This is a genomic window from Dryocola clanedunensis (genome assembly GCF_038405435.1).
GTDB lineage: Bacteria > Pseudomonadota > Gammaproteobacteria > Enterobacterales > Enterobacteriaceae > Dryocola > Dryocola clanedunensis_A.
Map to the genome: position 1 here is coordinate 529,248 of NZ_JBBYHZ010000002.1, position 24,604 is coordinate 553,851.

At 55.3% G+C, this 24,604-nt stretch carries 20 protein-coding genes; 14 read left to right on the plus strand and 6 right to left on the minus strand.

The window, feature by feature from the left end:
- Positions 1–309 precede the first annotated feature (309 nt).
- The 8 genes from AAE045_RS06475 (at position 310) to AAE045_RS06510 (ending at position 6,848) form a co-directional block, all read left to right on the plus strand.
- Entirely contained in the window at positions 310–1,056 is a 747-nt protein-coding gene (locus AAE045_RS06475) for a GntR family transcriptional regulator (protein WP_202301872.1), read from the plus strand.
- A gap of 15 nt (positions 1,057–1,071) precedes the next feature.
- Positions 1,072–1,545, plus strand: a complete 474-nt coding sequence (locus AAE045_RS06480) for a PTS sugar transporter subunit IIA (protein ID WP_455546998.1) — start codon at positions 1,072–1,074, stop codon at positions 1,543–1,545.
- Positions 1,542–1,829 (plus strand): PTS sugar transporter subunit IIB, encoded by a 288-nt coding sequence (locus tag AAE045_RS06485; RefSeq protein WP_455546999.1) that lies wholly within the window; start codon positions 1,542–1,544, stop codon positions 1,827–1,829. Before AAE045_RS06480 ends, AAE045_RS06485 begins: the two co-directional genes overlap by 4 nt.
- Before the next feature lie 79 nt (positions 1,830–1,908).
- Positions 1,909–3,267, plus strand: coding sequence for a PTS galactitol transporter subunit IIC (locus AAE045_RS06490; protein WP_455547000.1), 1,359 nt, complete (start codon positions 1,909–1,911; stop codon positions 3,265–3,267).
- Positions 3,260–4,744, plus strand: a complete 1,485-nt coding sequence (locus AAE045_RS06495) for an FGGY-family carbohydrate kinase (RefSeq protein ID WP_455547001.1) — start codon at positions 3,260–3,262, stop codon at positions 4,742–4,744. Before AAE045_RS06490 ends, AAE045_RS06495 begins: the two co-directional genes overlap by 8 nt.
- 56 nt (positions 4,745–4,800) lie before the next feature.
- Positions 4,801–5,661: a class II aldolase gene (locus AAE045_RS06500; RefSeq protein WP_455547002.1), complete on the plus strand. Its 861-nt coding sequence runs from the start codon at positions 4,801–4,803 to the stop codon at positions 5,659–5,661.
- A 10-nt stretch (positions 5,662–5,671) separates the two neighbouring features.
- Positions 5,672–5,944: an HPr family phosphocarrier protein gene (locus AAE045_RS06505; RefSeq protein ID WP_455547003.1), complete on the plus strand. Its 273-nt coding sequence runs from the start codon at positions 5,672–5,674 to the stop codon at positions 5,942–5,944.
- A gap of 298 nt (positions 5,945–6,242) precedes the next feature.
- Complete coding sequence (locus tag AAE045_RS06510) at positions 6,243–6,848, plus strand: colicin immunity protein (protein ID WP_455547004.1); 606 nt, start codon at positions 6,243–6,245, stop codon at positions 6,846–6,848.
- Positions 6,849–7,368: 520 nt separating this feature from the next.
- On the opposite strand, the gene yncE is transcribed toward AAE045_RS06510, so the two are convergent.
- Positions 7,369–8,430 carry a 7-bladed beta-propeller protein YncE gene (gene yncE / locus AAE045_RS06515; protein ID WP_455547005.1) on the minus strand — a complete coding sequence of 354 codons (1,062 nt, stop codon included), beginning with the start codon at positions 8,428–8,430 and terminating at the stop codon, positions 7,369–7,371.
- A gap of 353 nt (positions 8,431–8,783) precedes the next feature.
- On the opposite strand from yncE, the gene AAE045_RS06520 reads away from it, so the two are divergent.
- Positions 8,784–10,499 (plus strand): ABC-F family ATP-binding cassette domain-containing protein, encoded by a 1,716-nt coding sequence (locus tag AAE045_RS06520; protein WP_455547006.1) that lies wholly within the window; start codon positions 8,784–8,786, stop codon positions 10,497–10,499.
- A gap of 71 nt (positions 10,500–10,570) precedes the next feature.
- Here AAE045_RS06520 and AAE045_RS06525 read toward each other — a convergent pair whose 3' ends face one another.
- Positions 10,571–11,683, minus strand: a complete 1,113-nt coding sequence (locus AAE045_RS06525; RefSeq protein WP_455547007.1) for a cobalamin-independent methionine synthase II family protein — start codon at positions 11,681–11,683, stop codon at positions 10,571–10,573.
- A 241-nt stretch (positions 11,684–11,924) separates the two neighbouring features.
- Here AAE045_RS06525 and AAE045_RS06530 point away from each other — a divergent pair, with 241 nt between their 5' ends.
- The 4 genes from AAE045_RS06530 (at position 11,925) to AAE045_RS06545 (ending at position 17,063) form a co-directional block, all read left to right on the plus strand.
- A complete protein-coding gene (locus AAE045_RS06530; protein ID WP_455547008.1) occupies positions 11,925–12,842 on the plus strand; it encodes a bestrophin family protein in 918 nt (305 codons plus the stop codon).
- 116 nt (positions 12,843–12,958) lie between these two features.
- The gene (locus AAE045_RS06535; protein ID WP_455547009.1) at positions 12,959–14,608 is read left to right on the plus strand and encodes an MFS transporter; all 1,650 of its coding nucleotides are present in this window, start codon (positions 12,959–12,961) and stop codon (positions 14,606–14,608) included.
- The gene (locus AAE045_RS06540) at positions 14,605–15,684 is read left to right on the plus strand and encodes an HlyD family secretion protein (protein WP_455547010.1); all 1,080 of its coding nucleotides are present in this window, start codon (positions 14,605–14,607) and stop codon (positions 15,682–15,684) included. The genes AAE045_RS06535 and AAE045_RS06540 overlap by 4 nt, the downstream gene beginning before the upstream one ends.
- The gene (locus AAE045_RS06545) at positions 15,684–17,063 is read left to right on the plus strand and encodes an efflux transporter outer membrane subunit (RefSeq protein ID WP_455547011.1); all 1,380 of its coding nucleotides are present in this window, start codon (positions 15,684–15,686) and stop codon (positions 17,061–17,063) included. The genes AAE045_RS06540 and AAE045_RS06545 overlap by 1 nt, the downstream gene beginning before the upstream one ends.
- Positions 17,064–17,144: 81 nt before the next feature.
- Here the strand turns inward: AAE045_RS06545 and AAE045_RS06550 are convergent, their stop codons facing one another.
- The gene (locus AAE045_RS06550; RefSeq protein WP_271132170.1) at positions 17,145–17,909 is read right to left on the minus strand and encodes an SDR family oxidoreductase; all 765 of its coding nucleotides are present in this window, start codon (positions 17,907–17,909) and stop codon (positions 17,145–17,147) included.
- Positions 17,910–18,065: 156 nt separating this feature from the next.
- The gene (gene hrpA / locus AAE045_RS06555) at positions 18,066–21,965 is read right to left on the minus strand and encodes an ATP-dependent RNA helicase HrpA (RefSeq protein ID WP_455547012.1); all 3,900 of its coding nucleotides are present in this window, start codon (positions 21,963–21,965) and stop codon (positions 18,066–18,068) included.
- A 207-nt stretch (positions 21,966–22,172) separates the two neighbouring features.
- Between hrpA and azoR the strand changes: the two genes are divergently transcribed.
- The gene (gene azoR / locus AAE045_RS06560; RefSeq protein ID WP_202301896.1) at positions 22,173–22,778 is read left to right on the plus strand and encodes an FMN-dependent NADH-azoreductase; all 606 of its coding nucleotides are present in this window, start codon (positions 22,173–22,175) and stop codon (positions 22,776–22,778) included.
- A gap of 50 nt (positions 22,779–22,828) precedes the next feature.
- Here the strand turns inward: azoR and paaY are convergent, their stop codons facing one another.
- Complete coding sequence (paaY, locus tag AAE045_RS06565) at positions 22,829–23,425, minus strand: phenylacetic acid degradation protein PaaY (protein ID WP_202301897.1); 597 nt, start codon at positions 23,423–23,425, stop codon at positions 22,829–22,831.
- Between the two features lie 9 nt (positions 23,426–23,434).
- A complete protein-coding gene (paaX, locus tag AAE045_RS06570) occupies positions 23,435–24,367 on the minus strand; it encodes a phenylacetic acid degradation operon negative regulatory protein PaaX (protein ID WP_455547013.1) in 933 nt (310 codons plus the stop codon).
- Positions 24,368–24,604 lie beyond the last annotated feature (237 nt).

Genomic DNA, 24,604 nt, shown 5'->3' on the forward strand with positions numbered 1-24,604 from the left:
GTGAAATGGATCCGCAGTATAGAAACAGAAAATTAACACTTAAAAGAATCGATATTTATATCAATAGACTTTTCGCCTGGCAAAGCTAAGCAGAAATTTAGCTAACCGAAAACTTGCGCTTTCGTTTATTCGCCACTGCTTGTTGAAATGCCCAATACCATGGCGTGATATACATCACAAAAAATTGATCACGAATGCGTTCCCCAAACTGTGACTCCCCCGCATCCCCTCCGCGTGAGAATTCCCTATCATAAACTCGAAGTTGTACATGATTGTCCATAGACAACTCTTAATGTTCAGGTGCGCACCATGAAAACGTTGAGTAAGAGTTCACAGATTCCCCTCTACCAGCAGGTAGTGGAGTGGATCAGGGAAAATATCTATAGCGGCGATCTGGCCGAAGACGACCGCATTCCGTCCGAATTCCAGATCATGGATATGCTGGACGTCAGCCGGGGTACGGTGAAAAAGGCGGTCAACCAGCTGGTTCGTGAGGGTCTGCTGGTACAGGTACAGGGAAAAGGAACCTTCGTTAAGAAAGAGAACCTGGCCTATCCGCTTGGAGAAGGCCTGTTATCTTTCGCTGAGGCGCTGCAAAGCCAGAAGATTAACTTTTCCACCAGCGTGATTACCTCAAGGATTGAACCGGCCAACAGGCTTGTGGCAGAAAAGCTGGGGATCAAGCCCGGACAGGACATCCTGTTTCTTGAGCGCCTGCGTTCCATCGGCGACGAGAAAGTCATGCTCATTGAGAACCGAATTAATATTGAGCTCTGCCCCGGTATTACAGAGGTAGATTTCACAAAGGAAAACTTATTCCCGACGATAGAAAGATTATCGAACAATAAAATTCAGTATTCAGAAAGCCGTTACGCTGCACGACTAATTGGTAACGATCGCGGCCACTATCTCGATATCAGCGAAGATGCGCCGGTTTTACATCTTGAACAGCTGGTATTTTTCAAAAGAGGATCGCCCGTTGAATTTGGCAACGTCTGGTTGAAAGGCAATAAATATTATCTTGGGACAATATTACAGCGCCGGGACGTTAACTAATAAAGAGGATAAAGCATGCAGGGCATTAATTTCCGTCGTCATTATGTGCAGCACACTCCGCCGGGGCTGAGTCAGCATGAACTCATTCGAAAAATTGCGGCACCGCTGATTGGGGATGAAATGGTAGCGGCTGATTTCGCCGACCATGTTATTACCCGAGAGCAGACGTTTCCCACAGGGCTACCGGTGGAGCCGGTGGGTGTTGCTATCCCCCATACCGACCACAAGCACGTGCGTCAGAATGCGATAAGTATCGGCATTCTGCCTGAGACAGTGCTGTTTGAAGATATGGGCGGCGAGCCAGAGCCTGTCCCCGTGCGGGTCATCTTTATGCTGGCGCTGGGAGAAAGTAATAAACAGCTCAACGTCCTGGGCTGGATCATGGATGTCATTCAGGATGAACAATTTATGCAGCAGCTTCTCGTCATGAATGACGAGAAAATCTACCAGTCCATTTTAGACAAAATATCAGCGAGGAGTGAAGTATGAGCCAGATGATCCTGTTTGTTTGCGCCACGGGTATTGCCACATCCACAGCCGTTACCGAAAAGGTCATGGAATATTGTAAAGAGCACGGTTTAAATGTTGATTATTCACAAACTAACGTCGCCTCTTTACCTAATAATACGGATGGCGCCACGCTAATTGTCTCAACGACCAAAGTCCCCTATGAACTCGATATTCCCGTAGTCAACGGCCTGCCGATAATTACCGGTATTGGCGAGGAAAAAGTCCTCGAGAAAATAGTGAGTATTCTCAGGGAAAACGCTTAACCCTATAAATAATAAAACTTCAGAACAGTAATCCAGGCGCTAACGCGAGGTCTGGCTATACCTGAAAAAGAGGTCTGCCATGAATGATTTAGCACACACCCTGTACACCATAGTGCAATACGTGCTGGGCTTTGGCCCGACGGTATTATTGCCGCTGGTGCTGTTTTTTCTGGCTTTGTTTTTCAAAGTCAAACCGGCGAAGGCGCTGCGCTCTTCTTTAATTGTCGGGATTGGCTTCGTGGGTATCTACGCGATTTTCGATATCCTCACCAGTAACGTCGGGCCGGCCGCGCAGGCGATGGTTGAGCGCACCGGCATCAGCCTGCCGGTGGTTGACCTCGGCTGGCCGCCGCTGGCGGCAATTACCTGGGGATCGCCTATTGCTCCCTTCGTGATCCCCCTCACCATACTGATTAACGTCGCGATGCTGGCGCTAAATAAAACGCGCACGGTGGACGTAGACATGTGGAACTACTGGCACTTTGCGCTGGCCGGAACGCTGGTCTACTACAGCACGGGCAGCTTCGTGCTGGGCCTGACCGCGGCGGCAGTGGCGGCAATTGTTGTGCTCAAGCTGGCTGACTGGTCCGCACCGCTGGCCAGTAAATACTTCAGCCTGGAGGGGATTTCCCTGCCCACGCTGTCATCCGTGGTCTTCTTCCCGATTGGCCTGCTGTTCGACAAAATCATCGAGAATATTCCGGGCCTCAACCGCATTCATATCGATCCGGAAAACGTACAGAAAAAGCTCGGCATCTTTGGCGAGCCGATGATGGTCGGCACTATTCTTGGCGTGCTGCTGGGGATTATTGCGGGCTATGACTTCAAGCATATCCTGCTGCTTGGGATCAGCATCGGCGGCGTGATGTTTATCCTGCCGCGTATGGTGCGCATCCTGATGGAGGGGCTGCTTCCGCTATCCGAGGCGATTAAAAAGTACCTTAATGCGAAATACCCGGGCCGCGACGATCTGTATATCGGGCTCGATATCGCCGTGGCGGTCGGTAATCCGGCAATCATCTCTACCGCCCTGATCCTGACGCCCATTTCCGTGTTCATCGCCTTTATTCTGCCGGGTAATCAGGTACTCCCGCTGGGGGATCTGGCTAATCTCGCGGTGATGGCATCGATGATTGTTCTTGCCTGTCGGGGAAACATTTTCCGGGCGGTGATTACGGCCATACCGGTAATTATCGCGGATCTGTGGATCGCCTCCAAAATCGCTCCGTTTATTACGGGAATGGCTAAAGACGTCAATTTCAAGCTCGCCGAAGGGTCGAGCGGCCAGGTCTCCAGCTTCCTCGACGGCGGCAACCCCTTCCGCTACTGGCTGCTGGAAATTTTCAACGGCAACCTGCTGGCCATTGGGCTGGTACCGGTGATGGCGCTGGTGATTTACGGTGTGTTTCGTCTGACAAAAGGAACGGTGTATGCCTGATTACGGCGCAGCGCTCGTCATCGACATTGGCACGACCAATTGCAAAGTCAGCAGTTATGCCTGTCGTGACGTATCAGTACAGGACGTGCGCAAGTTCCCGACGCCTAAGCTGGTGTCGCAGGAAGGGTATGTCGATTTCGATATTGCGGCACTGTGGCAGGCATTAAAAAGCACGATGCAGGAGCTTGTCGCCCTCTCCACCCTGCCGGTTACCCGTATCAGCATTGCCAGCTTTGGTGAGTCTGGGGTATTTGTGGATAACCGCGGTGAAATACTGACGCCAATGCTGGCCTGGTACGACCGGCGCGGCGAAGCTTATCTTGCCAGCTTAAGCGAGGCGGAGTCCCGTAAGCTTTACGAGATTACCGGGCTGCCCGCGCACAGCAACTACTCGGCCTTCAAGATGCGCTGGCTGCTGGATAACTATCCTCTGCGTGGAAAACGCGATATCTGCTGGCTGCATACCCCCGAGGTGCTGTTGTGGTGGCTGACCGGGCAGCAGCGTACCGAAATCACGCTGGCAAGCAGGACACTGTGCCTGGATATCACCACGCAGACCTGGTCGAGGGAAGCCGCGGCAATACTGGATGTCCCGTTTGACGCGCTGGCCCCTCTGCTCAAGCCCGGCGAGCCTGGCGGATGGGTAACGAATCAGCTCAGGGAAGAGCTGGGTATGACCGGGGAAGTCGTCGTATTCCTTGCGGGGCATGACCACATGGTGGGTGCAAGAGCCTTGCAGATGAAACCAGGGGAAGTGCTCAACTCCACCGGCACAAGCGAGGGTATCTTGCTGCTCAACCAGCAGCCAAAGCTCGACGAGAAGGCCCGCCGGGACAAGCTGGCTAACGGCTGCTATTCGGACAGGGAGTTTTATACCCTGTTCGCCTCTCTCCCCGTGGGCGGCTACGCGCTGGAATGGGTACAGCGAACCTTTCGCCTGACGGATGAAGAGATTAAAACGGCGCTGGAAATACTCCGGCAGCGTTACCGGCAGCCGGAATGGTCACCGGATGAAATCCCCGTATTTATTCCACATCTGCGGGGATCGGGGTCGCCCAATAAAAACCGCAACACGCGTGGCCTGCTGTACGGACTTGGCGATACGCTGGACGCAGAAACGCTGCTGGAAAGCGTATTTATCGGGCTGACAATGGAACTGCTTCACTGCCATGCCTGCTTTGATATTCCTGCGGGCACCACCATGAAGGTCATTGGTCCGGCAATCCATAACCCGCTGTGGCTACAGCTCAAAGCGGATGCCCTGCAATGCCCCGTTGAGGCGATAGCCTTCGACGAAACGGTTTCGGTGGGTGCATTACTGATAGCGTGCCCTGACATCCTTCCACCTGAAGCGGTGGTTTCGCAACTGTATCTTCCCGATCCCTCTCGCTTCAGAAAGCTTAAGGAATATCAGCAGCGCTGGCTGGAATATTATCGTTTTAAATTACGACAGGAGGGTATAGGCCCTTATGAATAAATGCTGAAGTTTAAGCAGTTAATCCTTTAAACCTAAATTAACTACCAGGAGTTTATATGCCCTTAGTCAACGGCAGGATCTTACTCGATCGTATTAAAGAGAAAAGTGTGCTCGCAGGCGCATTTAATACCACTAACCTGGAAACAACAATTTCAATTCTGAATGCTATTGAACGGTCGGGATTACCTAATTTTATTCAGATAGCGCCGACCAACGCCCAGCTCTCCGGCTATGACTATATTTTTGAAATAGTAAAACGCCACGCGGACAAAATGGACGTGCCGGTGAGCCTGCATCTGGACCACGGTAAAACGCTGGAGGATGTTAAACAGGCGGTGCGGGCCGGTTTCACGTCGGTGATGATCGACGGTGCCGCGCTGCCCTTCGAAGAGAACATCGCCTTCACCCGTGAAGCGGTTGATTTCTGTAAGTCCTTTGGCGTACCCGTGGAGGCCGAGCTGGGCGCTATTCTGGGCAAAGAGGATGACCACGTCAGCGAAGCGGACTGCAAAACGGAACCGGAAAAGGTTCGCCGCTTCGTGGCGGAAACCGGATGCGACATGCTGGCAGTCTCTATCGGCAACGTGCACGGCCTGGAAGATATTCCCCGCATTGATATTCCATTATTACAACGAATTGCTGAGGTTTCTGATATTCCGCTGGTTATTCACGGCGGTTCAGGCATTGACGCCGAAATACTGCGCAGCTTCGTTAATTACAAGGTGGCCAAGGTTAATATCGCAAGCGACCTGCGCAAAGCATTTATTACCACGGTAGGCAAAGCCTGGGTCAATAATAATAACGAGGCGAATCTTGCGCGCGTCATGGCTAATGCTAAGCAGGCCGTGGAAGAGGATGTTTTTGCCAAAATTCAGATGATGAATAAACAGCATCCTGCATTGCGACAGGCGTCTTAAGGAGAAGAAGATGATTAAACAATCCGTACGCGTGGTAAACAGCACCGGCTTACACGCCCGCCCGGCAGCAGCGCTTGCAAAGATCGTAAAACAATACCAGGCGTCGCTCACGCTGGTTAATAACGGTAAGGAAATCCCCGTTAAAGGAATGATGAGTATTCTCGGCGCGGGCGTGAAGGGAAACACGACGATTGAACTTATCTGCGAAGGCCAGGACGAGCAGGCATTTATGAACGATCTGAAAGCCGCCTTCGCTCAGGGGTTTGGCGAGACGGTTTCGTAGGCCGGATAAGCGCAGCGTCATCCGGCAATTTTATTGGATGACGCTTAACCGTTCTAGGTTGATACATCAAATTTTTAACGTCTGGTGACTAAAGGTGTATAAACGCCCGGCTATGCGGCAATCTTGTCGAAACGCGCCAAATACCTCGTAGTATTCATTGGGCAACCACATCTGAGTATGAAAAGAATTTTATATGCCCCGGGAAAATCTAATATTGTTAAAGGTACAATTCGCAGGGCGATAAATAAAGTGAGATCCAGTCCGTGTTTTAAAAACATAGCTACACAGCTCAAAAGCAATGTGTTATAAATATGGCTCTTTATCGGGCAAAGCAAAAGGCTCCAATAAAATTGAAAAGGAGATTTTAAGTCAAATGGTTATGACTGACGCTGAAAACAATAAGGCAGCAAACAGGATGCTCTACATTTTTATGGCTGCGGGCATCTTTCCTTTATTGGTCATTTTTTCCGTATATCTGAGTAATTCTGGCTCCCCCCTGCTGAATGACATCGCTACAAAAACCATGGGCCTGCCTGCGATAACATCTTTAACAAACCCAATAATGACAAAAGTGATGGATGTTTATTGTAAAACTGCCCCCATCCTTGCACTTATCCTTTTTTTATTTTCATATAAAAAAAGAAAACTAATTAGGCCTTATAAGTATTCGTCCCTGATCCGCTCATGCTTACTTGGCCCCATCTTTTACTTTATCTATATTTACTTAATTTTATGCAGGAATATAGAGTTAACAGCCACAGGAAGGCCCGCAAAATTAATGGCTGATAACGATTTTACACTATTTGTATTTTACTCTGGATTATATCTTTCCATTTTCATCATGACCTATTTTATTCTACTGGTTCCTGTCATATTATATCAACTACTCAAAGAAAGGCGGTAATACCGCCTTTCTTTTTATTAATAAGCAAGCCGGATGATTGCGTTATTTATTTTATCAACAAGTTTATCATCTATCATGGAGGCAATGGTAACAGCAACAATAATTCCCATGATCCCAACAACTGTAACTAAATTTATTTATTTTATATACAGCAATTTGATGCTAAATCGGGAGTTTACAGCTGTCAATATCGACTATTAAATAAGCAGACCATGATCGCTATTTATTGCAAATATCTGATTTATAATGTTTTTATAATTAAGGAATTTATGAAGGAAAACTCTGGTTGGCTGCTGTGTATTAACCACAGTGCTGTTTCGTAGACCGGATAAGCGCAGCGTCATCCGGTAATTTTATTGGATGACGCTGACGCTTTAACCCACTGTTCGGAGTAATACCGTTAGTTTAAGAGCGTGATACCCGGGGCGACCACCGGGTTTGGCGTCCCTCCGGGAACCAAATCCCGGTGTTTCCCCTAATTCATTGGCTTAAGTGAACGGGAATACCTTTTCGGGCCGGATTATTTAAAACTAATACGGATCACCTCATCCGGGCTGGTCGGCTCTTTTTCACGGGAACCCGCCTGCTTGACGCTGACGAACAGCGTTTGCCCATCGGCAGACAGCGCCATGCTGTTCGGGTGCGTAGGCGTATCGATGGTGTCCATCACGCTCAGGTTTTTCGCGTCAATCACGCTGACCTTACCGGCAGCGCGATGCGTAACGTACACTTCATTACGCTTCTCGTTGTACAGCACGGCAAGGGAAACCGGCAGGTCGATTTTCTTCATCACTTTGCTGGTTTCGGTATCCACCACCAGCAGCTGCGGGGATTTGGAATCGGTAATAAACGCGCGATGGTTCGCCGTATCCAGCGCGACGTTCAGATAGAAGTGTTCGCCGTCCTGGTCGAGCTTGGTGCGGCTGATCACCTTGTTGGTCGTGGTATCAATCACGATAAATTCGTTATCGGCGTTGGTCATATAGATGCGCGATGCTTTGGCGTCGATGGCCAGACCGGTCGCTGACTTGCCCAGCCCTTCAATGGTGGCGCGCAGCGTTAAATCTTTGCCGTCTACAACCCACAGCACGCTGGATTTACCCAGCCCGCCAACATAAACGGTATCGGTCGCTTCGTTGACCACCAGCTCACGCGGCGCGAACGGGCGGAAATCTTCCGTGCGCTTACGGGCATCCAGAACCAGCGTCTTTTTCACCTCACCCGTTTTCACATCAACAGCGGTAACCGCGCTGTTGACCGTATTGCCCAGGAATAACGTCCCGGTCGCGTGATTGACGGCCACGCCAAATGGCTTGAGGTTATTGTGGATCACCTGGTTAACCGCAAGCGTAGCCGGATCCAGGCGATAAACAATGCCGCCCTTATCGAGCTTGCGGCTCTGGGAAGTGGCAACATACAGCGCGGCTGGCTCGCCGGTCAGCGCCATTTCGTAGGCGCCCTTGCCTACCGGCTTGCGCTCAAGAGTGAAATTGTCGTTGGCGAAAAGCGCCGATGAGAACAGAAGGGTTGAAAGTGCAAGCACTGGTAAAACGCGGCGTTTTGAATCCGTTACTGTAAACATAACTCTCCCTGATGGGCTGATGAATGTGGTAATGATTATCATTATCCAAAAGAAGAAGTAAACGATTATCATTAACAAATCATTCATCGCTGGCAGAACGTGCGTTTCATGGCTACAATCCACTCACTTATCAACCAACTGAATATAAGGAGGATCCCCATGCTGTACTGTAAAACGCTTATCGTTTTGCATACTTTTGGCGATCGCCGTTGCTCAAGCGTTATCGATACCGTGCTGCGATAACTTCGGCTTGAGCGAAGACAACCCAATCTAAATCCTTCCCTCAGGCTTACTGAGTTATCGTCAGTTTTGTATGACGAGGCATTCTCATGCCCAACTCTTGAGTAAGCACAATGAGCACATTATTAACCGCACAATCCCTTAGCCTCGACACGGCCTTCGGCCCCCTGCTGGCTGACATCACTTTTACGCTTAAAAAAGGCGACCGCCTGGGTCTTATCGGCCATAACGGCTGCGGCAAAAGCACCCTGCTGAAGCTGCTGGACGGCACCCTTGCGCCTAACAGCGGCAGCGTAACCCGCGCAAACCACTGCCTGCTGGCGCGCGTCGAACAGCATCTGCCGGAGTCTCTCCATCCGCTGACAATGCTCGAGGCGGTTCTGGCGCAGCTACCCGCCTGCGAACACCACGGCGAAAGCTGGCGGGCCGAAGCGCTGCTGGCTGGCATGGGCTTTAGCGAAGAGGACTGGCATCTCACCGCCGGTACGCTGAGCGGCGGGCAGCATACCCGACTGCTGCTGGCGCGTGCGCTGATAAGCGAGCCGGATCTCATGCTGCTGGATGAACCCAGCAACCACCTCGATCTTCCCACCCTGCTGTGGCTGGAACAGTTTCTGAAGAGCTGGAGCGGCAGCTTCGTGCTGGTCTCCCACGACCAGCATCTGCTGGATGCCGTCACCAACGGCACCTGCATCCTGCGTGATAAAACGCTGAGCTTCTTCCAGCTACCCTGTTCACAGGCGCGGCAGGCGTTAGAAGAGCGGGATCGAACGGATGCCCATCGCCACCTGGCGGAGCAGAAAGAGATCGACCGCATCGCGGCCAGCGCTAAACGGCTGGCCGTCTGGGGCCGCGTGTATGACAACGAGGATCTGGCGCGCAAGGCCAAACAGATGGAAAAACGCGTCGATAAGCTTAAGGACGAGCAGACCGAGCTGAGCGCCGGAAATCAGTGGCAGCTTATCCTGCGAGGCGAGCGGCTCCAGGCTGACCGGCTGCTGGAAATGGAAGACCTGTACGTCAGCCCTGCGCCTGACGCCGAACCGTTGTTCCGCCTGCCGTTACAGCGCGTGAAGAGCGGTGACCGCGTGGCGATTATTGGCCGCAACGGCTGCGGTAAATCCTCCCTGCTGCGCCTGCTGTGGCAGCAATATCAGCAGCCGGAACGGGAGGAAGGTATCCGCCTCCATCCTCGTGCGCAGATGGGTTATTACGACCAGACGCTGCACCAGCTGCGGGATGAGGATTCCCTGCTGGAAGCGCTCGAACCCTTTGCTCCTTTAACCGAACAGGACAGGAAAATGGCGCTGATCGGCGCGGGATTCCCGTGGCTGCGCCATCAGCAGACGGTCAGTACCTTAAGCGGCGGCGAACGCTCTCGCCTGCTGTTCGTTGGGTTGACGCTGGCACGCTACTCGCTGCTTATGCTCGATGAGCCAACGAACCACCTGGATATGGAGGGCAAAGAGGCGCTGGCGGAAACGCTGCAATCCTTTGAGGGCGGCGTGCTGCTGGTCACCCACGACAGAACGCTGATCGCGAAAAGCTGCAACCGCTTCTGGCTGGTGGATAACGGTGAGCTGAGCGAATGGCACGATCTGGATCGGATGTACGAGCTGCTGACGGCGGAGGAAACGGGCGAGACAGGAGTTAAATCTGTTTCCACAACCGTAGCTGTGGCTCAAGAGACAGACGCGCTGCTGGAAAGGCTGATAGAGCTGGAAGACAGGCTGGCAGAGGATCTGGCGCGTAAGGAGAAGCACCAGAAACCAGCGTTACAACAGGCTTGGCGGGCGGAGATTGAAGCGTTGAACGCCCTGCTTTCGTAACACAAACGGCGGATGGCGCTCGCGCTTATCCGCCCTACCTTACATGCCAAATCGGCGCTTATCCGACACCTTTACCAGACTTTATCGGCAATAGCCGTCACGAGGCGTACCTTATCCCACTGCTGCGCAGGCGTCAGGCTGTTGCCCTCTTCCGTGGAGGCGAAACCGCACTGCGGGCTGAGGCAAATCTGGCTGATATCCACAAACTGCGCGGCTTCCTTAATACGCGCCTGAATTTGCTCCGGGTTCTCCAGCTCGCCATTTTTTGTGGTGATAAGGCCCAGCACAACCTGCTGTTTGCCCGGACGCACAAAGCGCAGCGGTGCGAAATCACCGGAACGGTCGTTGTCGTACTCCAGGAAGAACGCATCGACATTCACGCTGCCGAACAGCACTTCAGCCACCGGCTCGTAGCCACCTTCGGAGATCCATGTGGAGCGGAAATTGCCGCGGCACACGTGCAGCCCGACCGTCAGGTCTTCCGGCTTGCCTTCCAGCGCTTTGTTCAGCACGCGGGCATAAATTTTTGCCAGCTCGTCCGGGTTATCGCCACGCTCGCGGATCTCTTTACGCTGGGCGTCGGAGCATAAATAGGCCCACACGGTGTCATCCAGCTGCAGATAACGACAGCCCGCAGCGTAAAATGCCTGAATCGCATCGCGCCAGGTGGTGGCTAAATCATCAAAATACTCGTTCAGATCGGGATAAACGGTACTGTCGATGGCGTTACGGCCACCGCGGAAGTGCAGCACGCTCGGGCTTGGAATGGTCATCTTCGGCACCGCATTACCGCTGATGCTTTTCAGATAGCGGAAATCCTCCAGCATCGGATGGTCACCGAATGCCACTTTGCCGACCACGCGCACGCTGTGCGTTTTGGTCTGCACGCCGTTGAACTGAATCCCTTTTTCCGATTCGTAACGCTCCACGCCCTGCAGGCCGTCGAAGAAATCGAAGTGCCACCAGGCGCGGCGGAATTCGCCGTCCGTCACGACATGCAGGCCGCATGCGCACTGCTGTTCAACCGACTCGCGTATCGCTTCATCCTCAACTTTACGCAGCTGAAGCGCATCAATTTCACCCGCAGCAAACTGCAGGCGGGCTTCTTTAATGGCATCCGGGCGTAAAAAGCTGCCGACGATATCGGCGCGGAACGGGGCGTGGTGACGGGTGGCGTGCGGCATGTGAATTCTCCTGATAGCCCGGCTAACTAATTTAGCAGGGTGATAGTTCATTATTTGAATTTTTAGACGTCTGGACGTCTGTTTGTAAGGCGAGCATGCCACGCCCCGGTCAGCGCGGCAAACGAGGAAAATTCATGGTTATTGAAAATAATTCATGTTGTTAAAATCATGTGAAACAAAATATTGATCTGGCTCACACTCTGCCGTTAAATATGGCGTCCTGTTTCAGAGCATCCTCACTATGATTGTTCGTCCGCATCAACACTGGTTTACCCGCCTGTTCGTCTGGCACGGCTCCGTGCTGGAAAAGATCTACTCCCGCCTGCTGCTTAACCTTGTCCTGTCCATCTGCGTGATCTTCTTCCTGCCGTGGTATGAAGCGCTGGGTATTAAGCTCACCATGGCACCCTTCAGCATCCTGGGCGTGGCGATTGCCATCTTCCTCGGCTTCCGTAACAGCGCCTGCTACGCCCGTTTCAACGAGGCGCGCCTGCTGTGGGGGCAACTTGCGATAACTTCACGATCGCTGCTGCGCGAGGTGAAAAGCCTGCCCGCCGCAACGGATGACGACATCAATTATTTTGTGAATCTTCAGGTTGCGTTCTGCAACTGCCTGCGGCTGACGCTGCGTAAAAAGCCGATCGACGCCGTTCTGAAGTCCTGGCTGCGTGAGGATGAACTGGCCTGGGTGATGCAGAGCCATGCGCCCTGTAACCGTATCCTGCTGCTGATGGGTAACTGGCTGGCGAAGCAGCGGGCGGAGGGCGTGATCTCAGATGTGCTGTGGCGCAGCCTGGATAACCATCTTAATGAATATTCCGCCATCGCCGGGGGCTGCGAGCGCATTGCCAGCACGCCGCTGCCGTTCGCCTACACGCTGATCCTGCACCGCACGGTTTATCTGTTCTGCATCATGCTGCCCTTCGCGCTGGTGACCGATCTGCACTATATGACGCCGTTTCTGTCGGTGTTTATCTCCTACACCTTTATTTCGCTGGATTGCCTTGCCGAAGAGCTGGAGGATCCTTTTGGGACGGAGGATAACGACCTGGCGCTGGACGCCATCTGCAATACCATCGAACGCGATCTGCGGGATATGAACGGCGAGAGCCAACTGCCGGCAAAAATGCTGCCGAACGCTTATTACCGCCTGAGCTAGAGCAACAAAGATTTCCCAGAATATTAACGGGCCGTTTTCATATTCACTTGAATTATGCGCGTGCCGCGCTCTAATATAGTTAGCCGACTAACTAAAAGAACGTTTCTGGGAAATCTATGCGCCTGCCAAAAAGCGATCCCTATATCGCAAGAGAGTGGCAACCGCATGAGAAACCGGCGCTGCTCGGCTCACCTTCCACCCCCATCCACCCGACCCCAAAGCGCATTGCTTATGGCATCGTCGGGCTGCTGGTATGCCTGACGGGGGCGCTGGGTAACGCGCTGGTCACCGCCAACCTCAATAATTTACAGGGGACCTTTGCCGCCTGGTCGAATGAAATCGCCTGGCTGCCCGCGGTCTACGTGATGACTAACGCCTCCATCAACCTGCTGCTGGTGAAATTCCGCCAGCAGTTCGGGCTGCGGGCGTTTACCGAAGGGTTCCTTGTCCTGTACGTGCTGGTCACCTTTTTCCACCTGTTCGTCAACGATCTTAACTCCGCGATCATGGTTCGCGCCGCGCACGGCATGGTGAGCGCGGCGCTCAGCTCGCTGGGGATTTATTATCAGATTCAGGCCTGGCCCGCGAAGCACCGCCTCAAGGCGTTGACCATCGGCATCACCGGCTCGGCGCTGGCAATTCCCATGGCGAGGCTCTTCTCAACCGAACTGCTGGAGCTGAATGAGTGGCGCGGGCTGTACTACTTCGAGCTGGGCCTGGCGCTGGTTTCGCTGGCCTGCGTGCTGGCGCTGAAGCTGCCGCCGAGCGATCGTAAAAAAGTCTTTGAAAAGAAAGATTTTCTGACGTTTATCCTGTTCGCGCCCGGCATTGCGTTACTGTGCGGCGTGCTGTCTCTCGGGCGTATCGACTGGTGGTTTGAAGCGCCGTGGATTGGCTGGTCGCTGGCGGCAAGCCTGGTGCTGATCGTGGCGGCGATAACCTTTGAGCATAACCGCAGCAACCCGCTGCTCAACACGCGCTGGCTCTCCAGCGGCAGCATTGTGCGCCTCGGGCTGATTATGGTGCTGATCCGCATTGTGCTAGCCGAACAGAACACCGGGGTGATTGGCTATCTGCAGCTCATCGGTCTGCAAAACGAACAGATGACAAGCCTGGCGTGGGCGATTCTTGCCGGTATCGTGGCGGGCATTGTCGCAAGCGCCATAACCATCGACATCAAAAAGCTTGCCCGCCCGATAGCCATCTCGCTGGTGCTGATGATAATCGCCTCGGTCATGGACAGCCAGTCCAACAACCTCACCCGCCCGGCGCAGCTGCTGGTAAGCCAGTTCCTGCTGGGATTCGGCAGCGCGTTTTTCCTCGCCCCGGCGATGCTGGCGGCCATCGGCGGCGTAATTGCCGAACCGCGTAATCTGGTCAGCTTTTCGGTGCTGTTTGGCATGAGCCAGAACCTCGGCGGGCTGCTCGGTTCGGCGATCCTCGGCACCTTCCAGACCTGGCGCGAAAAATTCCACTCCAGCCTGCTGGCCGACCAGCTGACGCTGCTTAATCCGCTGGTGAATGAGCGGGTCAATCAGTACTCCCAGCTCTACGGCAGCCAGCTTAACGACGGTTCGCTGCTCGGCACCCAGGCTTTGTTGCAGCTGCAAACGCTCGCCACCAGCGAGGCAAACGTGCTGGCCTACAACGATACCTACCTGCTGACGGCGGCCATCGCTTCCTGCACGCTGCTGTGGGTCCTCTGGCGGCTGCTGCGCGTGAAGCTTGCGGCGAGAAAGAATATTAAGACCATGGAGTCACAATGAGTGAACAAGGAACGGCCCCGGCGCAAAGCCCGGAGCAGAAAAACCTGCGCGTAGTGTCCATTTTTACCGCTGCCGCCATCGGTATAGTTGGCGTGCTGGTTATTCTTTACGCCTGGCAGCTGCCTCCCTTTACGCGCCACGCTGAAACAACGGACAACGCCTACGTGCGCGGTATGACGACGTTTATCAGCCCGCAGGTTAACGGCTACATCACAGCGGTGAACGTGCAGGATTTTCAGTACGTTAAGGCGGGCGACGTGCTGATGACCATCGACGATCGCATCTACAAACAGCGTGTTCATCAGGCTCAGGCGCAGGTGGCAATGAAACAGGCCGCCCTGGCCAACAATCAGCAGCAGCGCCGCAGCGCCCAGGCGGTGATTAAAAAGAACGAGGCCGCCCTGACCAACGCCAGAGCGCAGGCTAAAAAATCTCAGCTGGATCTGCGTCGCGTGGAAGATCTGACCGCCGACGGCTCGCTTTCCGTACGCGAAAGAGACGCCGCTCGCGCGAGCGCCGCGCAGGGCAACGCCGATATTGAACAGGCAGCCGCCCAGCTTGAGATGTCCCGCCAGGATTTACAGACCGTCATTGTTAACCGTGGCTCGCTGGAGGCGGACGTTGAGAACGCCAAAGCGGCGCTGGAGCTGGCGGATATCGATCTGCAAAACACCCGAATTACCGCGCCTCGTGACGGCCAACTGGGGCAAATCGCGGTGCGCCTCGGTGCCTACGTCAGCGCCGGTACGCGCCTCACAACGCTGGTGCCAGCGGATAACTGGGTTATCGCCAACGTGAAAGAAACGCAGCTTGCGAACATGCGGGTTGGGCAGCCCGTGACCTTTACCGTTGATGCGCTGAATAATGAAGAATTTAAGGGGGAAGTTGAAAATATCTCTCCCGCCACCGGGGTTGAGTTCAGCGCGATTTCACCGGATAACGCCAGCGGCAACTTTGTGAAAATCGCCCAGCGGATCCCGGTGCGCATCAGGGTGCTCGGTGATGACAACAGACGTAAACGCCTGCGCCCGGGTATGTCGGTACAGGTGAAAATCGACACGCGGGAGAATAAATAATGCGCGGCTTAACTCTCTCCTGCCTTGCTGCAGCTCTGCTGCTGTCGGGCTGCCATTCGCCGCAGGTTCAGCAGGCAAAGCCAACGCTTGCTATTCCCGCCCAGTGGCGCGACCAGGTTGGCCCGTCGTCCCCGGCGGAAGGCGTCTGGTGGCGCAACTTTCATGATTCAATGCTCAACGGCTACGTTGACGAGGCGCTGCGCTATAACAGCGATGTGCTGACCGCCCGCGAGCGGGTCAACGAGTATCAGGCCCGCGTGCAGGCGGCACAGGGGGCGCAGTGGCCAACGCTCGACGCTGGCGTTAACGCCAGCCGCGCCCGTTCACAATCGGCGGCCAGCGGGCTGCCGGTGCATGGCGATCTCTATAAAGGCAGCCTGACGGCAGGTTACAACGTGGATATCTGGGGCCAGTACAGCAGCGAAACCGAAGCGGCGCAGGCGAGCCTGGATGCGCAAAAAGCCGCGGCGGCGGCGGCTAATCTCACCGTGGCCTCTTCCGTCGCGGCGGGCTACGTTACTTTGCTGTCGCTGGATGAACAGCTTGTCGTCACGCAATCTACCCTCGCATCGCGCGAAAACGCGTACAGGCTCGCAAAACGGCAGTACGAATCTGGCTACAGCTCCCGGCTGGAGCTGATGCAGTCGGATTCCGAGTACCGCTCCACCAGAGCGCAGGTGCCCGAGCTACAGCATCAGATTACCCAGCAGGAGAACGCGCTCAGCGTGCTGATCGGCAAGAACCCCGGGGCCGTAAAGCGTGGCGTAGAGTTTGACAAGCTGACGCCGCTTGCCCTGCCGGCACAGCTGCCCTCAACGCTGCTGGAACGCCGCCCGGACATTGTGCAGGCCGAAAGGAATCTGGTAGCAGCGGACGCCTCGCTTGCCTCTTCGCGCGCGCAGCTTCTGCCCTCAATTAACCTTGTCGCCTCCGGCAGCCTGCAGGACAGCACGCTTTCGCAGCTAATCGATAACCCATTGCGCCTGTGGAGCATCGGCGGCAGCATTCTTGCGCCGCTGCTAAACCGCGAGGCACTGAACGCGCAGGTTGACGTCGCGATGTCCCAGCGCAATCAGGCGCTTTACGCCTATGAAAAAACGGTGCGCAACGCTTTCAAAGAGGCTAACGACAGCATCGATGCTATTAAACGTTTGCAGGAGCAGCTGACGGAATTGCAGGAGCAGGAGAAGGTTGCCGAAGAGACGCTGCGCATCGCGCAAAACCGCTATCGCAACGGCTACTCCTCCTACCTGGACGAGCTGGACGCCCAGCGAACGCTGTTTTCAACCCAGCTCAGCGTGGTGCAGGTGAAAAATAATCTGCTGCTGGCACAGATTGATCTGTATCGCGCGCTGGGCGGCGGCTGGGGTGGACTGTAGCGCTCCGGGATTTACCATACCAATATAACCCGTTGAAATATAAGGTGGATAATCGTCATCATCATCCACCGAAATTTTCTCTCAGCCGCCGTTAATCGACGCGCCGCCATCCACCAGTGAGGCGGTGCCCGTCACAAACGATGATTCGTCCGAGGCGAGCCACAGCGCGGCATAAGCAATCTCGTCCGGCTTGCCGACGCGCTTGAGAGCGTGCAGGCTGGCAATGGCGTTCTGCGACTCTGCGGTATTATTCGCTTCGCGGTACATATCCGTCTCCACCGCGCCGGGCAGCAGCGCGTTGACGCGAATGTTTTTCGGCCCAAACTCGGTGGCCAGCGCCTGGGTCAGCCCGATCAGCCCCGCCTTGCTGGCCGCGTAAGAGGCCATCTGGGGAAAGGCGACCGTGTAGCCGACCAGCGTCGAGGTAAAAATCACCGAGCCGCCGCCGTGCTTGAGCATCTCGGCAATCTGATGTTTAGCGCCCAGGAAAGAGCCGGTTAAATTCACCGCAACGGCATTAGCAAACCCTTCGGCGGAAACGTCGGTACTTGGCCCCGCTTCCCCCAGCGTGCCCGCATTGTTGAAAGCGATATCCAGCCGCCCCCAGGTTTCCACTGCCTTCGCCACCAGCGCTTTACCGTAAGCCTCATCGCTCACGTCGCCCGCCAGCGACACGGCTTCTCCTCCGGCGGCTTTGATTTCATCCACCAGCCGTGCAAGCTCCGCTTCACGCCTTGCTCCCACAACCACTTTTGCACCCTGCGCCGCAAACAGCTTCGCGGTGGCATAACCAATGCCGGAACTGGCACCCGTAACGATGGCAACTTTGTCAGCTAAACGATTCATGAGGAGACTCCGGTGAGGCGGTCAGAAATTGACCGCTTCAGGAGTATGGTACCGGTGGGAGATTATTGCATTTTTAGTTTGGGCTGGATTTGTCGGACGGCGCTGGCGCCTATCCGACCTACGAAACCGGCCTGGAAAAGTTTCTTCCTCCGGTAATTAGCCGGTGATGGCTTCCATCGCCTGCAACACGCGCTTGTCGGAAATCGGATAAGGCGTGCCGAGCTGCTGGGCGAAGAAGCTGACGCGCAGCTCTTCGATCATCCAGCGGATCTCCTTCACGTCATCGTCTTCACGGCGTTTTGGCGGCAGCTTGTTGAGCCACTGCTGCCAGGCCTGCTGTACGCTTTCCACTTTCAGCATTTGCACGCGGTCACGATGCGGATCGATAGCCATTTTCTCGAGGCGTTTCTCAATAGCCTGCAGGTAGCGCAGCGTGTCGCCCAGCCGCTTATAGCCGTTGCCGGTGACGAAACCGCGATAAACCAATCCCGCCATCTGCGCCTTCACATCCGACAGCCCCAGCGCCATGGTCATGTCCACGCGCCCTTTCAGCCGCTTGTTGATATTGAATACGGCAGTAAGAATTTGTTCGACCTGCTTCGCAATTTCCACCACGGTTTCGTTGAGCTCTGCGCGCACTTTCTCATGCAGCTGCGCAAAGCCCTCCTCCGTCCATACCGGGCCGCCCGCCTGGGCAATCAGCTTATCCACACCGCAGGAAATGCAGTCGTCGATTAAATCCATCACCTTGCCGTACGGGTTGAAGTACAGGCCCAGCTTGGCCTTGTTCGGCAGCTTCTCGTGCAGATACTTAATCGGCGACGGGATATTCAGCAGCAGCAGGCGGCGCAGGCCGCGCCACATGGCCTGCTGTTGTTCAAGCTGGTTATCAAACAGCCTGATCCCCACGCTCTCTTTTTCATCCACCAGCGCCGGGAAAGCCTTCATGCGGTAGTTACCGCGTTTCTGCTCGTAGCTTTCCGGCAGCGCGCCAAAGCTCCAGATGTGCAGGCCGCTCTGCTCGATGCCGTCATCGGCAACGGCGGAAAGCGTTTGCTGAACTTTATCCTTCAGGCCGCCGCGCAGCTCGCTCAGATCCTTACCTTCTTTGAGCTTTTTGTTGTTCTCATCCACGACCCGGAAGGTCATTTTCAGGTGATCGGGCACCTGATCCCAGTGCCAGTCCTCCCGGTCGATGGTCACGCCCGACATGCGGCGGAACTCGCGCTCTAAGCTTTCCAGCAGCGGCAGTTCCAGCGGCGTGGCGCGGCCCAGGAATGCCTCGGCGTAGTTCGGCGCGGGCACAAAGTTGCGGCGCACCGGCTTGGGCAGCGATTTAATCAGCGCGATAACCAGCTCCCGGCGCACGCCCGGGATCTGCCATTCAAATCCCGCGTCTTCCACCTGGTTGAGCAGCGGCAGCGGGATGTGAACGGTTACGCCATCGGCGTCCGCGCCCGGCTCAAACTGATACGTCAGGCGCAGCTTGAGGTTGCCCTGATGCCAGAAGTTCGGGTAGTCCAGCTTGCTGACCTGCTCCGCGCCTTCTTTTATGAGCATGCTCTTTTCGAAGTTGAGCAGATCCGGCGTCTCTTTAGCGACCTTTTTCCACCAGTTGTCGAAGTGGCGGGCGGAGATCACATCGTGGGCGATGCGCTGGTCGTAAAACTCAAACAGCGTGTCGTCGTCGACGAGGATGTCGCGGCGGCGGGACTTATGCTCAAGCTCTTCAATTTCGTTGCGTAATTTAAGATTTTCCCGGAAGAACGCGTGGCGCGTCTGCCAGTCCCCTTCAACCAGCGCGTGGCGGATGAACAGCTCGCGGGACAGCGCCGGGTCGATCTGGCTGTAGTTCACGCTGCGGGCAGCAACAATCGGCAGGCCGTACAGCGTCACTTTTTCGGTTGCCATCACCGCGCCCTGTGCTTTCTCCCAGTGCGGCTCGCTGTAGGAGCGTTTAAGCAGGTGCTGGGCCAGCGGCTCCACCCATTCCGGGTCGATTCTGGCGGCAATGCGCCCCCACAGACGGCTGGTTTCCACCAGTTCAGCAACCATCGTCCACTTTGGCGGCTTTTTAAACAGGCCGGAGCCGGGGAAGATGGAGAAACGGGCGTTGCGCGCCCCGGTGTACTCCTGCTTATCGGCATCTTTCTGGCCAATATGCGACAGCAGCCCCGTCAGCAGCGCGCAGTGAACCGAGCGGAAATCCGACGGCTCGCTGTTAATCGACAGGCCAAGCTCTTTGACCACCTGGCGCAGCTGGGTGTAGATATCCTGCCACTCTCGCACGCGCAGATAGTTAAGATAGTCCACCTTGCACTGGCGGCGGAACTGGTTAGACGACAGCTCTTTTTGCTGTTCGCCCAAATAGTTCCACAGGTTCACGTAGGCCAGGAAGTCGGACTCTTTGTCGTGGAAGCGGCGATGCTTTTCATCCGACGCCTGCTGTTTGTCCATCGGGCGCTCACGCGGATCCTGAATGGAAAGCGCGGAAGTAATAATCATCACTTCACGCACGCAGCCAAACTTCTGCGCTTCGAGCACCATGCGCGCCAGGCGCGGATCCACCGGCAGCTGGGCAAGCTGGCGGCCGGACGGCGTTAATTTGTAGACGCTGTGATCCTGTTCGCTGGTGATGGCCCCCAGCTCTTCGAGCAGGCGCACGCCGTCCTGGATATTGCGCTTATCCGGCGCTTCCACAAACGGGAAGGCGGCGATATCGCCGAGGCCCAGCGAGGTCATCTGCAGGATAACGGACGCCAGGTTGGTGCGCAGAATTTCCGGGTCGGTAAACTCCGGGCGCGACAGGAAGTCATCTTCAGAATAAAGCCGGATGCAGATCCCTTCCGACACGCGGCCGCAGCGCCCTTTACGCTGGTTGGCCGAGGCCTGGGAAACCGGCTCAATCGGCAAACGCTGGACCTTGGTGCGGTAGCTGTAACGGCTGATACGCGCCGTACCAGGATCGATAACGTATTTAATGCCCGGCACGGTCAGCGAGGTTTCCGCCACGTTGGTAGCCAGCACGATGCGGCGGCCCGCGTGTGACTGGAACACGCGGTTCTGCTCGCTGTTCGACAGGCGCGCATATAAAGGCAGCACCTCGGTATGCGGCAGATTCAGCTTATTCAGGGCATCGGCGGTGTCGCGGATTTCGCGCTCGCCGCTCATAAAGATCAGGATATCCCCCGCGCTTTCGTGGCCCAGCTCATCAACCGCGTCAAAAATCGCCTGCAGCTGGTCGCGGTCGGTGTCGTCCGCGTCTTCGACAATCGGGCGATAGCGCACTTCCACCGGGTAGGTACGGCCCGAGACTTCAATAATCGGCGCGTTGTTAAAGTGGCGCGAGAAGCGCTCCGGGTCGATGGTGGCCGAGGTAATAATGATTTTCAGATCGGGACGCCGCGGCAGCAGCTCGCGCAGGTAGCCTAGCAGGAAGTCGATATTCAGGCTGCGCTCGTGGGCCTCATCGATGATGATGGTGTCGTACTGCATCAGCAGCCTGTCCTGCTGGATTTCCGCCAGCAGAATACCGTCGGTCATCAGCTTGACCATGGTGTTATCACCGACGTGGTCGGTGAAACGCACCTTGTAGCCTACGCAGCCCCCCGGCTCCGTTTGCAGCTCTTCCGCAATACGGTTAGCCACCGTGCGTGCTGCAAGGCGACGAGGCTGCGTGTGGCCAATCAGCCCTTTCACGCCGCGGCCCAGCTCCATACAAATTTTTGGCAGCTGGGTTGTTTTGCCCGAGCCAGTTTCCCCGGCCACGATAACAACCTGGTGGTCACGAATGGCTTCGAGAATATCCTGCTTTTTCTGGCTGACCGGCAGGTTTTCCGGATAGGTAATCGCCGGACGGGAAGCTTCACGCAGCAGGACTTTACCGGCTGCCGCTTCGATCTCCTGTGCCAGGGCCTCTAACACCACTTGCTGGGATTCAGGATTTTTCACCTTCTTCACGCCGTGGATACGACGGGAGAAGCGCTGGCGGTCGCGCAGCATAAGGGCTTCTAAACGGGAAGATAACGAGGAGACTGAAGGTTTTGTATTTTGCATAGCGTCATCATCATGGCAGCGCACTGCCGGAAAAGTCTTGTACGAGAATTCTCGCTAGATTATCACATCGCGGTTATCCGCGCCTTGTTCAAAAAAAATGAACGTAGGGTTCGATATATTGCGCTATCACTGCAATCGGATTGTGAATAAAGTAAGTCTCAGCGAACGGGCAATCTGTCCGAATGACCAAAAACAAAGGAATCACCCATGAGCAAAGTATTAGTTCTTAAGTCCAGCATCCTGGCAGGTTACTCTCAGTCTAATCAGCTTTCCGACTATTTTGTTGAACAATGGCGTGAAGAGCACTCTGCGGACCAGATCACCGTGCGCGACCTGGCGGCCAATCCGGTTCCGGTTCTGGACGGTGAATTAGTTGGCGCGCTGCGCCCATCCGATGCACCGCTCAGCCCGCGTCAGCAGGAAGCGCTGGCCCTGTCCGACGAACTGATTGCCGAGCTGAAAGCTCATGACGTGGTGGTTATCGCCGCGCCAATGTACAACTTCAACATCCCAACCCAGCTGAAGAACTATTTTGACCTGGTTGCCCGCGCAGGCGTCACGTTCCGCTACACCGAAAAAGGCCCTGAAGGTCTGATCACCGGTAAGCGCGCCGTGGTACTGACCAGCCGTGGCGGTATCCATAAAGATACCCCTACCGATCTGCTGGTGCCTTACCTGAACCTGTTCCTGGGCTTCATCGGTATTACCGACGTGAACTACGTGTTCGCAGAAGGTATCGCCTACGGTCCGGAAGTGGCGACCAAAGCACAGACCGATGCTAAAGCTGCTATCGACAGCATCGTTACCGCTTAAGCTTTAAGGTTAAATGGTGGATGGCGCCTGCGCTTATCCACCCTACAAAATTATCCGCCCTGCTTCACTTTATGGGCATCGTCGAACGTTATCTTACGGCGATGCTCCTCCACCTCGCGCAGCGGCTCCACCTGATGCATGGTCTGCTGGCAGCGGATGACTAAATCCTGATACTCCCGCGTCCCTTTCTTCTTCCATTCGATCTCTTCAGGACTCAGTTCACGAATCGCCTTTGCCGGGCTGCCGACGATGAGTTTATTGGCCGCAAACTCCGCTTTGGCTTTAATAAACGCCGCCGCGCCAACTATGCTGTTTTCGCCAATCTGCGCCCCGTCGAGGATCACCGCATTCATGCCAATCAGCGCGTTTCTGCCCACCACACAACCGTGAAGTATCGCCCCGTGGCCGATGTGCCCGTCTTCTTCAACGACGGTGTCCTGCTCCGGGAAGCCGTGCATCACGCAGTTATCCTGCACGTTTGCGCCATCTTTGACGATGATGCGCCCAAAATCCCCGCGCAGGCAGGCACCCGGCCCGATATACACGCGATGGCCGATAATCACATCGCCTATCAGCACCGCCATCGGGTGCACATAGCTGTCTTCCGGTACGACCGGGGTCAGGCCGTCTATCTGGTATACAGGCATACTTTCTCCTTACAGGTTCGGGGTCAGTCCCCCGAAGCGCTGGAAATAGCCGCTCCCCGGCTGCGGGAGTTCCCCTACCGAGGTTTCACCGTGCTCGCTGACGAACGCCAGCGCGCCGGGAGCAACGCGTTGATAAATATTGATGCACAGCTGGCGTGCGCTCTGCCCCTGCCAGTGCGGCGGCAAAAGCTCATCCGGCAGCAGCGGATCCTTAAGCACCACGCGGCGGTAGAAGTGAATGAGTAGCAGCTGGATCTGGAAACAGCGCAGCGGGGTAAGCTCGTTGTCGTCGGCTTCGCGCAGCAGGGGCAACAAAGGCCGGAACGACTGGATAAATTCGCCGTAGCGCTCGTTTTTGTCCGTCAGCAGCCAGCACTCTTCCACTCGAGCCTTAAGCGCTGTTCGGGAGGTTTGCAGCGGCGAAGTCGCCTCGAAGCACATCACGTTATCCGCCACGCCCGCTTCGTGCAGCAGATTCTGAACATCGTTGAGATTCTGGGAAGGCGACGCCATCAGGCTGGGGGCTAACGTGCCAAAGCCCTGCCAGATCAGCTGTTTCTTGACCTGCGCGAGGGTGTTTTTCTCAAGCCCTTCGGAAAGCAGCAGCAGCCATTTCCCGTCCCACTCCGGCTGCCCTGCCCGGTAGATTTTGGCCTCCGCCCGCCGCGTCATGCGCTGGCCCATCTCCGTCAGGCGATAAAAACTGCGCCGCCCGACGCGCTCCACGTCAAGCCAGCCTTCTTTATTAAGGCGGAACAGAGAGGTACGAACAAAGCGTTCGCCAAAACCCAACGACTCCAGCATGGTCGCCAGGCTCCCCAGCCAGATTTCACCGCCGCGGTGCGCCAGCGCGTCGCCGTATAAAGAGACAATCAGCGACGTCCCACTGATGGGCACCGCGCTCACCGCCTGCCCGATAAACTGTTCCAGTTTGTTGCTCATTAGCCGCCAGAAATGTCGTTAAATTCCATAACAGCCTAAAACATAGCACAAAAAAGACACCTGAAATCATGTCATTAGCTATGCGATTCACAATTTTGCAAATTGACGAAAAAATGCAGCGCAATGGGTCTATCAGGAATGAAGATAAGGGAAAAATTGCGTTAATATTTTCGTTTTGCGAGGTGTTTCCACATCACGGAATAAGCACATTGCCGCCCTTTAATTTTCCTTTTATTT